Here is a 10,710-nt window from a genome sequence, read left to right on the forward strand (position 1 = left end):
CCACGCTCGTCGCCAGTTCTGGCAGGGAGGTGCCGAGTGCGAGGACGGTGAGGCCGACGACGCGCGGAGGGACCCCGAAGCCCGCGAGGAGGTCGGTCCCGCCCTCGATGAGCGCCCGAGCACCGAGCAGGAGAGCGAAGAGACCGACGGCGACGAACAGGAGGTCACGGGGGTCGGCCGAGCGGACGCTCGTCCCGCGGCCCTGTGTGCGGAGGAGCAACGAGACGGTGAAGACGGCGAGCGTGAGCAGGAACGCGACACCGTCGAAGCGCGAGACGGTGCCGTCGACGGCGAGCAGCACGAGGAGCGCCGTCGCGCCGAGCATGAACGGGACCTGTCGGCGGAGCACCTCGCCGTCGACGGTGATAGGGCGGACGAGCGCGGCGACGCCGAGAACGAGACCGACGTTGGCGATGTTCGAGCCCACCACCGCACCGAGACCGAGCACCGTCGAGTAGCCGGTCCCCGCGAGGAGTGCGACGAAGAGTTCGGGCGTAGTAGTGGCGAACGCGACGATGGTGACGCCGACGACGGCCGCCCGGAGGCCGAGTCCGAGCGCGAGTCTCGTCGCTCCGCGGACGAGCGCCTCGGCACCGAGGTAGAGACAGACGACGCCACCGAGGAGCAAGAGCGCGGCGAACGACGGAGGGAGCATACGACACGTACCGACCCGGAGGACAAAACGTCGCCGTGAGACGACGGGACACGGGGGGGGAACGGACCGTTTTTACCTCCCGCCCGACCACCCCCGACGCACGATGAACGTGTACGGACTCGTCGGCAACCCCGTCGGGCACTCGCTGTCGCCGCCGATGCACGAGGCCGCGTACGACGCCCTCGACATCGACGCGCGCTACGTCACCTTCGAACCGGCCGTCGACGACATCGAGCGGGCCGTCGACGGCGCCGACGCGCTGGGCGTCAGCGGGTTGAACGTCACCATCCCGTTCAAGCAGGACGTCCTCGGACTGGTCGACCCGGACCCCCTCGCGGAGCGTATCGGTGCGGTCAACACCGTCGACTTCTCCGGCGAGCGCCCGAGGGGGTACAACACGGACGCGGCGGGCGTGACGCGCTCGTTCGCCCACCACGACGTCACCCTCGACGGACGCGACGCCGTCGTAGTGGGGGCGGGCGGGGCGGGACGGGCCGTCGCGTTCGCTCTCGCCGACGCGGGCTGCCGGGTTCACGTCGCCAATCGGACCGTCGAGAAGGCCGCGGACCTCGCCGCCGCGCTCGACGACGCCTCGGCGGGCGGCCTCGACACGCTCGACCGGGTGCGGGAGGCCGACGTGCTGGTCAACGCGACGAGCGTCGGGATGGAATCCGAGGAGTCGCCCGTCCCCCGCGAGCACCTCCACGGGGACCTCGCCGTGCTCGACGCGGTGTACAGTCCCATCGAGACCCGACTCCTGCGTGAGGCGTGCGAGGCCGGCGCGACGACGGTCGACGGGGCGTGGATGCTGCTGTACCAGGGCGTCGAGGCGTTCGAGCGGTGGACCGGGCGCGACGCACCCGTCGAGGTGATGAACGAGGCGTTGCGCGCCCGGTTGTCCTGACTGGGAAGGGCCGAACCGTGCGACGGGACGCGCGCATCCGACGAATTTTAAATACGGGCGGGCGTAGAGCGAAGTATGACACGCGTCTGTGACGAACACACGGCACCGGAGACGACGGGGGCGGGTCGGTAATGGGGATTCTCGACACCCTCAAGTCGATCTTCGGGCTGGGCGGTACCGACCGCCGGACCGACGAGGACGTCGGCGTGACCGTCGAGCGCGACACGCGGGCGACCGGGGACGAACTCGAACCGGACACCGCGTCAGAGAGCGCCGTGAAAGCGCCCGCGGACGAGGCGGTCGACGAGGACGAGGAGGCGGACGACGCGGCCGCGGCCGGAACCGACGCGGCGGCGTCGACCGGGTCGATGGTCGACGCGGACGCCGACGTCGCAGAACCCGCCGAGGCAGTCGCCGTCGGTGGAGAGCACGAGGCGGACGACGCCGACGTCGACACCGAACCGCCCGAGACCGACGGGGCCGCCGCCGCGGGGGGAGACGCGAGCGCCTCCACCGGGTCGATGGTCGACGAGAACACCGACGACGAGGCCGCCGAACCCGCCGAAGCCGTCGACGCCGCCGTCGAGGCCATGGACGAAATCGAGGGGGCAGAGGCGGACGCTGCGGCGACCGACGAAGACGCCGAGGCGGAGACTGACGACGCCGAGACCGGGGCAGAGACGGAGGCGGAAGCCGAGACTGTGGCGGTCGAGGACGCCGAGACTGCCGAGCTAATCGACGAGGACGCGGCCGACGAGGAGGACACGCCGGCCGAACCGTCGGAGGCCGTCGGCACCGACGAGGGGGAGACCGTCGAGGAGGCGGCGGACGACGCGTCGGACGCGCCGACGACCGAGTCACAGGAGTCGCCCGACGTGCTGAAGGGCATCGGCCCGGCGTACGCCCGCCGACTCGCCGAAGCCGGTATCGACACCGTCGCGGAACTGGCTGTCGCCGACGCCGACGCGGTGGCCGAGGAGATAGACGTCTCCCCGAAGCGCGTCTCGCGGTGGATCGACCGGGCGAAGGAGTACTGACGGACCGACGGACGAACCGACAGACGGACCGACTCACGCACCGAGCAACTGACTTCCGGTGGTCGCGGGCTCCGGACACCGACTCGTCCCCGCCCGAACCACATCACGAAACCGTTACCTGCGTCGGTCAGTTGGACGCGAGTATGGAAACGGTGACCGGTCGGGACGCGTTCCGCGAGACGGCCCGCGAGGCACCGTCGGGCGCTCGCGTCCCGGTCGAGGGGCGCGTGACGGTCGACGCCCCCTTCGTGGCGTACCGTCGAGCACGGACCGGGCCCGGCGGCGTCTTCCTCGAGACGACCGGCGGTCAGGAAGGGTGGGGCTACTTCGCGACGGAGCCGACACAGCGAGTGCAGGTCGGAGCCGACGCCGTGGTCGTCGACGGACCCGGCAGGTCGGCGTCCGGCCGTCGAGGAGGTGCGGCCACCGGCGCCGGGCGCTCGCCGACGCTCTCCGCGCTCGCGGGCCTCCTCGCCGACGAGACGCTCGCCCGCGGCGACTGTGACGTCCCGTACCCCTGTGGCTGGTTCGGCTGGCTCTCGTACGACGTGGCCCGGGAGGTCGAATCGCTGCCCGAGACGACGGACGACGACCGGGGCCTCCCGCGGTTCCAGGCGGGGCTGTACGACTGCGTCGCCGCCTGGGAAGAGCCACGAGACGAGGAGACGACGCTCCGCATCACCGCGTGCCCGCGCGTCGGAGACGACGACGCCCTCGACGCGGCCTACGACCGGGCGCTCGGCCGCGTCGCTGACCTGGCGGAACGCGCCCGTCACGGAGACGGTGGTGACGAGCAGGCGCCCGTCCGGGTCGACACGGTTCGGTTCGAGAGCGACTGCGGGCAGGCGGCGTTCGCGGAGCGAGTTCGGAGCGTGAAGGAGTACGTCCGCGACGGCGACACGTTCCAGGCGAACGTCTCACAGCGGCTGTCGGCCCCGGCGGCCGTCCACCCCGTCGCGGCGTACGCGGCACTCCGGCGGGTTAACCCCGCGCCCTACTCCGGGCTGCTGGAGTTCCCGGGCGTGGACCTCGTGTCGGCGAGCCCCGAACTCCTCCTCCGCGTCGACGGGTCGCACCTCGAGACGGAGCCCATCGCGGGCACCAGAGAGCGCGGGAACACACCCGAAGCGGACGCGGCACTGGAGCGTGACCTCACCACCGACGACAAGGAGCGGGCCGAACACGCGATGCTCGTCGACCTCGAACGGAACGACCTCGGCAAGGTGTGCGAGTACGGGTCCGTCGAGGTGTCCGAGTACCGGCGGGTCGACCGCTACGCAGAGGTGATGCACCTCGTCTCGCTCGTCGAGGGGCGACGGAGCGAGGCAGCGTCGCTCGTCGACGCCGTCGCCGCGACGTTCCCGGGGGGGACCATCACTGGCGCCCCGAAGCCCCGGACGATGGAGATTATCGACGAGGTAGAGGCGACCCGGCGGGGTCCCTACACCGGGTCGGTCGGGGTGTTCGGCTTCGACGACCGGGCCACGCTGAACATCGTCATCCGGACGCTCGTCCGCACGGGAGAGGAGTACCACCTCCGCGTCGGAGCGGGTGTCGTCCACGACTCGGTCCCCGAACGGGAGTGGGAGGAGACGCTCGCGAAGGGACAGGCGCTGGTCGACGCGCTGGACGAGGCGCTGTCGGAGACGACCATGCGCGTCTCGACAGAGCACGGAGAGACGGAGACGGAGACGGAAGGGACGAGGGGGCAGTCGTGACCACCGTCCTCGTCGTCGACAACTACGACTCGTTCGCGTACAACCTCGTCCAGTACGTCGGGGAGTTCGCCGAGTGCGTCGTCCGGCGGAACGACGCGCTCGACACCGACGGGGTCAGGCGGCTCGACCCCGACGGCATCGTCGTCTCGCCCGGACCCGGAACACCGTGCGAGGCGGGCGTCTCCGTGCCGGTCTTCCGAGATCTCTCGTACCCGACCCTGGGGGTCTGCCTGGGTCACCAGGCGCTCTGTGCCGCCAACGGGTCGCCGGTCGGCCACGCGCCGACGGTGGTCCACGGGAAGCCGTCGCCGATACGTCACGACGGCGCGGGACTCTTCGCCGACGTCCCCTCCCCGGTGACGGTCGGTCGGTACCACTCGCTCGCCGTCGAGCGGGCCGACCTCCCCGACTCGCTCGTGGAGACGGCGTGGACCGACGACGAGCGACAGGTCGTGATGGGCGTCCGCCACACGGAGAAGCCCCACATCGGCGTCCAGTTCCACCCCGAGAGCGTGCTCACCGACGCCGGAAAGACGATGGTGGCGGCGTTCGTCGACTCGTGCCGATGACCGCGGACCCGACGACGCCCACGGGTGGAGGCGACGACGACGGCGACGGTGACGACACCGGTGAGGCGTACCTGTACCACGTCGACGGTGACCTCGTCCCGGCGAGCGACGCGACCGTCTCGGTCCGCGACCGGGGGTTCATGTACGGCGACGCGGCGTTCGAGACGCTCCGGGCCTACGGCGGTGAGGTGTTCGCGTGGGACGCCCACGCCCGCCGACTCGACGGGACCTGTGAGGTCCTCCAACTCGACCACGGACTCTCGGACGACGACCTGCACCGGCGCGTCCGGGAGACGCTGGCGGCCAACGACCTCGCCGACGCCTACGTCCGACTCTCGGTCACCAGAGGAGTCCAGCCCGGGAAGCTCAGCCCGTCGCCCGAGGTGGACCCGACGGTCGTCGTCCTGGTGGACGAACTCCCGCCGGGGGGGCGCGAGAGCACGCCCGTCTGGGACGGGCCCGCGACCGTTCAGACGGTGAAGACGCGCCGAGTTCCGGACCGGGCCATCCCCTCGCACGCGAAGACGCACAACTACCTGAACGGGATTCTCGCGCGCCTCGAACTCCGTGTGACCGGGGCGGACGAGGCGCTCGTCCTCGACTCCGACGGGTACGTCGCCGAGGGCGCGACGAGCAACGTCTTCTTCGTCTCGGACGAGGCGCTGTGTACGCCGTCGCTCGACGGGCCAGTTCTCCCCGGCGTCACCCGCGACGTCGTCGTCGGCCTCGCCCGCGAGGAGGGCATCCCCGTCCGAGAGGGACAGTTCACGCCGGACGACGTCCGGAACGCCGCCGAGGTGTTCGTCACGAACACGACCTGGGAACTCCGCCCCGTCGAAACCGTCGACGGCATCGACTGCGGCGGCGGTCCGGTGACGACGCTCCTCTCACGACTGTTCGACGAGCGAGTCGAACGCGAACACTACCGGGGTGAGACGGGAGACGCCGGCGCGGACGCCGGTGAGACCGACGGAACCGACGGTGGCGGGGTCGACAGTCGGTGGGACGTCGGCAGCGGCGGCTGACCGGTCGACCGCCACCAGCACTTATCACCGCGTGGACGAACACCCGGTAGTACTACCGATGGAACTCGCACTCGACTGGACGCCGAACACGAACCACACGGGAGTCTACGTCGCCCGGGCGAAGGGCTACTACGACGAGGCGAGCGTCGACCTCACGATTCGCTCGCCGGCCGCGGACGACTACGAGACGACTCCCGCGAAACGCGTCGCTCGGGGCGACTCGACTGTCGCCATCGCTCCCTCCGAGAGCGCGATTAGCTACCACACCCACCCCGACTACCCCTCGCTGACCGCGGTCGCCGCAGTCTGTCAGCGAGACACCAGCGCCATCGTCACGCTGGCGTCGAGCGGCATAGACCGACCAAAAAAATTGGACAATTCGACGTACGCGTCGTACGACGCACGGTTCGAAGACGACATCGTCCGGCAGCTGATTCGCAACGACGGCGGGCGGGGGGAACTGGAAATCGTCACCCCACCGAAGCTCGGCATCCCGAACACGCTCGTCGACGGCGAGGCGGACGCCACCTGGGTGTTCATGCCGTGGGAGGGGGTCCAGGCAGAGCGCGACGGCGTCGAGTTGAACGCGTTCGCCCTCGACGACTACGGCGTCCCCTACGGCTACACGCCCGTGATGCTCGCACGGCCGGGGCAGGTCGAGGAAGCGGGAGACGAACTCGCTCGGTTCCTCGACGCGACGGGGCGCGGATACGAGTTCGCCGCGGCCAATCCGGCAGCGGCCGCGGCGATACTCGGGGAGACGGCGGAGGGTCCCGGGCTGGACGACGAGGCGTTCCTCGAGACGAGCCAGCGGCGTATCGCCGACGCCTACTGCGACGACGGGACGTGGGGACGGATGCGCCGCGAACGGTGGGCCGACTTCGTCGAGTGGTTGGCCGCCGAATCGCTCGTCGAGACCCCCGAGGGCGACCGGCTCGGGGCCGACGACATCGACGTCGACGCGCTGTACACGAACGAACTCCTCGACCGGAGCGACTGACCCGTCCCGGTCGGCGTGAGGTGTAACCGAGACCGCAACGATTGATTAGGCCCCACCCCAAGGCCGGGTATGGACGACGACCGACGCGTCGTGTCGCTCGACGACGTCCCCGCGGACGGGACGCTTCTGGTCACGCTCCGGAACGGCGACGGCCTCGAAGAGGTCATCCTCACGCGGCTGGGCGACGGGGTGGCCGCGTACAAGAACTTCTGTCAACATTGGACCGACGTCCGACTCGACAAGGGGTCGGGAGCTCTCGTCCGGAACGACGAGATAGTCTGCCAGAAACACGCCGCGACGTTCGAGGCGGACTCGGGGTACTGCAACTTCGGGCCGTGCGAGGGGTCGTATCTCGCGACAGTCGACGTCGACGTCGAGGACGGAGCGGTGTTCGTCACCGAGGACGGCTACACCTTCGAACACGTCGGGGAGTCCGACGACCGGTCGCGGTCGTCGGGGAGCCGAATCGGGTTCGGCGGCTGAGTCGAGCGCGCTCGGAGACGACTCGTCGTCTCTTCGGTCGAACGGTGTCGCCACTCGACGGAGCGCGTCGGGCGCCCGGCCGAGAGCGGAAGGAGACGTGTGCAGAACGCGCCTCGTCTGGGACCGACGGGCTTCGGTTCGGCGCTTCGGCGCGTCACTGCCGAGAGTTCGTCGGCTTGACGAGCGGTGTTTGTAACCAGTTCCGTCCGCGCTCGACTGCCGGTGTGGAAAGTGTTAATTCCCCTCGACGTCTCTGCCGACGTGTCCCCAGCCGCAGTCGGGGACCGCAGGCACCCACTCGACGTGAGACGCGACCACGGGCCACCGGGTCGCGGCCACGTCTCGCCCACAGAGATACCCGGAGTCGTCCCCCGTGCCAACGGGACTCTCGGGCCCTTCGCCACCGATTCTCGAGGCCTCACTCGACACCGACGACCGTGACGGGGACCGGCGAGTCGAGGACGACGGACTGCGTGACGCTCCCGAACACCGCTTTCCCGATGGGCGTCCGTTTCCGTGCCCCGACGACGACGAGGTCGGCGTCGACGTCCACCGCGAGGTCGACGACGCCCTCGGCGACCGGGTGGTACGTCTCACGCGTCTCGACGGGGACTCCCGCGTCTTCGAGTAGCGCCTTCGCGGCCTGAACCCCGTCGCTCTCCTCGGGCGGGAGCGACTCGCCGTGGGGGCCGCGTTCGTTCGTCTCGTCGTACGCGTGCGTCACCGTCACGTCGAGCGCTCCCCGTCCGGGGAGCGAGGCGACGAACTCCGCCTGTTTGCGTGCCTGGTCGACATCGTCACTGACCGCCACGAGCACTCTGTACACGTCTTCCTCTCGTCGCGGCGGGCACATAAACCTCGTTGCCCCGTCGTGACAGAACGAACGATTTTACCACCCACCGGGCGAGGAACGTTCAATGAAGGCTCGAACGCGATGGACCGCCGCCCTCTTCCTCTTCGCTGCCTGTCACGGCGTCGTCTGGCAGACCCGGGGGCCGCTCCTCGCGAGCTTCGAGGAGTCGTTCGGGGTCTCGCAGGGGCTTCTCGGCCTCGTCGCGCCCGCGGCCAGCGCCGGACTGCTCCTCGCGGTTCTCCTCGTGGGCATGAATGCCGGGCGGGTCAGTATCCGACACGGGTTGCTCGCGGGAGCAGGCATCGCAATGGCGTCACTCGCCTTGCTGAGCACGGTGAACGCGTACTGGGCGCTCGTCGGGTTGTTCGCGTTCCAGGGGCTCGGGTTCGGCGCGGTCCGGGCGCTCGACCGACCGCTCCTCGGTCACCTCTACGCCGACTCCCGCGGGCGGGTATTCAACCTGTACGCGCTCACCTGGGCAGTCGGCGGCACGACGGGCCCACTGTTCGTCAACGCGGTCCTCTCGGCGCTGGAGTGGCGGACGACGTTCCTGCTGTTGCTCCTCCCGCTGGTCCCCGTCGCCGCGTTCTTCCTCCTCGCCGACCCCCCGCGGCAGATGCAGCGCGAGCGGAGCGTCTCGCTCGCCGACGTCCGCCGACTGCTCGGCCGGCCAGCGGTGCTCGGTATGGCCGCTGCGCTCGTCCTCAGCGGCTCCATCGAGGGAGCGGTGTTCGCGTGGTTCGCGTACTACGCCGGCACGTTCGTCCCCCGACCGCGGGCGAACCTCCTCCTCTCGGGGTTCATCGTCATGTACATCCCGGGGCGACTGGTATACAGCTACCTCTGCGACCGCGTCTCGACGCTCGACCTCGTCGTCGGACTCGCCGTCATCGGTATCCCCGTGGCCGCCGTGACGTTCACCACCCGGTCGGGGCTCGTTCTCACCCTCGCATCGCTCACGCTCGGCTTCGTCGTCGCCGGGTTCTTCCCGACTCTCTCGGCGTTCGGCATCGACAGCGCGGCCGAGTACAGCGGCCCGGTCAACGCCATCGCGACCGGTGCGAACTACGTCGGCATCTCCGCGGCACCGCTCGTCGTCGGTGTCGTCGCCGAGCGACTCGACATCGTCGCCGGGATGCGGCTCCTCGTCCCCGCGATGGTCGGCCTGGCCGTCGTCGTCGCGCTGACGCGGTGGCGACTCGCCCGGCCGGCCTGACCGTACAGGCCCGCGCCTAGGTTTATTTTCGTCCGGCGAGCAAGACGCGTATGTCACGGCCCGAAGACTCACCGTGTGAACCGCTGTTCGGACACGCCCCCGACGTCGCCGAGTCGGCGTTCGTCTCGAAACTCGCCTACCTCGTCGGCGACGTCACCGTGGGAGCGCGCGCGAGCCTCTGGCCCTTCACCTGCCTCCGCGGCGACGGCGGGGCGGTCGTCGTGGGCGACGAGACGAACGTCCAGGAGTTCTCGATGCTCCACGGGGCCGAAATCGAGAACAACGTCACCATCGGCCACAGCGTCGTCGTCGACTACGCCACGGTCGAGGCGCACTCGCTCGTCGGCATGAACAGCTGCGTGCTCCGCGATGCGACGGTCGAGTCGAACTGTCTCGTCGCGGCCGGAGCCGTCGTCCTCCAAGGACAGACGATTCCCGAAGGGCACCTCGCCTACGGCGCACCGGCACAGACCAAGCCGCTCAGCGACGACCAGCGCGACGAAATCGAACGCGTCCACGAACACTACGTCGAACTCAGTCGGGAGTACAGAGAGACCGGACGGTTCGAGTGACGGGCGACGCGGGCAAGCGGGCTTTCGGTATCTCTTAGTGCGTCGCGCGTCATCTCCTCGCACGCGCCATGTCCAGCCAGCACCAGCAGGAGACAGTCGTCCACGAACCGAGCGAGGCGTTCGTCGAGTCGACCAACGTCTACGAGTTCATGCAGGAGTTCGGTATCGACGACTACGACGGACTCGTCGAACGCACGACGACCGACATCGACACGGTGGACGCTTCGGGCGTCGAGTGGTTCTGGGACCTCCTCCCCGACTACCTCGGTATCGACTTCTACGAGGAGTACGACGAGGTCCGCGACGACGCCGACGGCCCGCAGTTCTCGCGGTGGTATCCCGGCGGGGAGTTGAACCTCGCGCACAACGTCGTCGACCGTCACGCCGAAGTCGACGCCGAAACCAGAAACAAGGTCGCCTGCATCTGGGAGGGCGAACCCGGCGACGTCAGGGAGATGACGTACCACGAACTGGCCCGCCAGTCCAACAAGGTCGCCAACTACCTCGAATCAGTTGACATCGACACGGGCGACACGGTCGGGCTCTACATACCGATGGTCCCCGAGGTCATCTCGATTCTCTACGGTTGCTTCAAAGTCGGCGCGATTGCCGTCCCCATCTTCTCGGGATTCGGCGTCGACGCCACCGCCACCCGCATCGAAGATTCGGAGTGTTCGG

At 69.6% G+C, this 10,710-nt stretch carries 12 protein-coding genes; 10 read left to right on the forward strand and 2 right to left on the reverse strand.

The genetic code is table 11. The annotated features are described in order from the left end of the window. On the reverse strand, nt 1-655 hold a 655-nt coding region (locus ACESK5_RS17480), incomplete at its 3' end, for a sodium:calcium antiporter (RefSeq protein WP_372912862.1). A 103-nt stretch (nt 656-758) separates the two neighbouring features. Between ACESK5_RS17480 and ACESK5_RS17485 the strand changes: the two genes are divergently transcribed. The 7 genes from ACESK5_RS17485 to ACESK5_RS17515 all read left to right on the forward strand — a co-directional run bounded on the left by ACESK5_RS17485 (nt 759) and on the right by ACESK5_RS17515 (nt 7,391). Further along, nucleotides 759-1,559, forward strand: a complete 801-nt coding sequence (locus ACESK5_RS17485; RefSeq protein WP_372912863.1) for a shikimate dehydrogenase — start codon at nt 759-761, stop codon at nt 1,557-1,559. 131 nt (nt 1,560-1,690) lie between these two features. After that, nucleotides 1,691-2,596, forward strand: coding sequence for a helix-hairpin-helix domain-containing protein (locus tag ACESK5_RS17490; RefSeq protein WP_372912864.1), 906 nt, complete (start codon nt 1,691-1,693; stop codon nt 2,594-2,596). 143 nt (nt 2,597-2,739) lie between these two features. Next, nucleotides 2,740-4,314, forward strand: a complete 1,575-nt coding sequence (pabB, locus tag ACESK5_RS17495) for an aminodeoxychorismate synthase, component I (RefSeq protein ID WP_372912865.1) — start codon at nt 2,740-2,742, stop codon at nt 4,312-4,314. Further along, the gene (locus tag ACESK5_RS17500; RefSeq protein WP_372912866.1) at nt 4,311-4,883 is read left to right on the forward strand and encodes an aminodeoxychorismate/anthranilate synthase component II; all 573 of its coding nucleotides are present in this window, start codon (nt 4,311-4,313) and stop codon (nt 4,881-4,883) included. The genes pabB and ACESK5_RS17500 overlap by 4 nt, the downstream gene beginning before the upstream one ends. Beyond that, nucleotides 4,880-5,908 (forward strand): aminotransferase class IV, encoded by a 1,029-nt coding sequence (locus tag ACESK5_RS17505; protein ID WP_372912867.1) that lies wholly within the window; start codon nt 4,880-4,882, stop codon nt 5,906-5,908. Before ACESK5_RS17500 ends, ACESK5_RS17505 begins: the two co-directional genes overlap by 4 nt. A gap of 58 nt (nt 5,909-5,966) precedes the next feature. Further along, nucleotides 5,967-6,908, forward strand: coding sequence for an ABC transporter substrate-binding protein (locus tag ACESK5_RS17510; protein WP_372912868.1), 942 nt, complete (start codon nt 5,967-5,969; stop codon nt 6,906-6,908). A 69-nt stretch (nt 6,909-6,977) separates the two neighbouring features. After that, nucleotides 6,978-7,391, forward strand: a complete 414-nt coding sequence (locus ACESK5_RS17515; RefSeq protein ID WP_372912869.1) for a Rieske (2Fe-2S) protein — start codon at nt 6,978-6,980, stop codon at nt 7,389-7,391. 418 nt (nt 7,392-7,809) lie between these two features. On the opposite strand, the gene ACESK5_RS17520 is transcribed toward ACESK5_RS17515, so the two are convergent. Then, nucleotides 7,810-8,217 (reverse strand): universal stress protein, encoded by a 408-nt coding sequence (locus ACESK5_RS17520; protein WP_372912870.1) that lies wholly within the window; start codon nt 8,215-8,217, stop codon nt 7,810-7,812. Between the two features lie 91 nt (nt 8,218-8,308). Between ACESK5_RS17520 and ACESK5_RS17525 the strand changes: the two genes are divergently transcribed. From ACESK5_RS17525 to ACESK5_RS17535, 3 genes are all read left to right on the forward strand, one after another. Then, complete coding sequence (locus ACESK5_RS17525; protein ID WP_372912871.1) at nt 8,309-9,460, forward strand: sugar MFS transporter; 1,152 nt, start codon at nt 8,309-8,311, stop codon at nt 9,458-9,460. Between the two features lie 50 nt (nt 9,461-9,510). Continuing rightward, a complete protein-coding gene (locus ACESK5_RS17530; RefSeq protein WP_372912872.1) occupies nt 9,511-10,032 on the forward strand; it encodes a gamma carbonic anhydrase family protein in 522 nt (173 codons plus the stop codon). A 68-nt stretch (nt 10,033-10,100) separates the two neighbouring features. Further along, a partial coding sequence (locus tag ACESK5_RS17535) for an AMP-binding protein (RefSeq protein ID WP_372912873.1) occupies nt 10,101-10,710 on the forward strand: 610 nt, incomplete at its 3' end.

Origin of the sequence: Salinigranum sp., from assembly GCF_041641895.1 — an archaeon.
Lineage (GTDB): Archaea > Halobacteriota > Halobacteria > Halobacteriales > Haloferacaceae > Salinigranum.

Coding starts and splice junctions, on each gene's coding strand:
- ACESK5_RS17525 (WP_372912871.1), top strand. CDS start 8,309: ATGAAGGCTCGAACGCGATGGACCGCCGCCCTCTTCCTCTTCGCTGCC.
- ACESK5_RS17530 (WP_372912872.1), top strand. CDS start 9,511: ATGTCACGGCCCGAAGACTCACCGTGTGAACCGCTGTTCGGACACGCC.
- ACESK5_RS17485 (WP_372912863.1), top strand. CDS start 759: ATGAACGTGTACGGACTCGTCGGCAACCCCGTCGGGCACTCGCTGTCG.
- ACESK5_RS17490 (WP_372912864.1), top strand. CDS start 1,691: ATGGGGATTCTCGACACCCTCAAGTCGATCTTCGGGCTGGGCGGTACC.
- ACESK5_RS17515 (WP_372912869.1), top strand. CDS start 6,978: ATGGACGACGACCGACGCGTCGTGTCGCTCGACGACGTCCCCGCGGAC.
- pabB (WP_372912865.1), top strand. CDS start 2,740: ATGGAAACGGTGACCGGTCGGGACGCGTTCCGCGAGACGGCCCGCGAG.
- ACESK5_RS17510 (WP_372912868.1), top strand. CDS start 5,967: ATGGAACTCGCACTCGACTGGACGCCGAACACGAACCACACGGGAGTC.
- ACESK5_RS17505 (WP_372912867.1), top strand. CDS start 4,880: ATGACCGCGGACCCGACGACGCCCACGGGTGGAGGCGACGACGACGGC.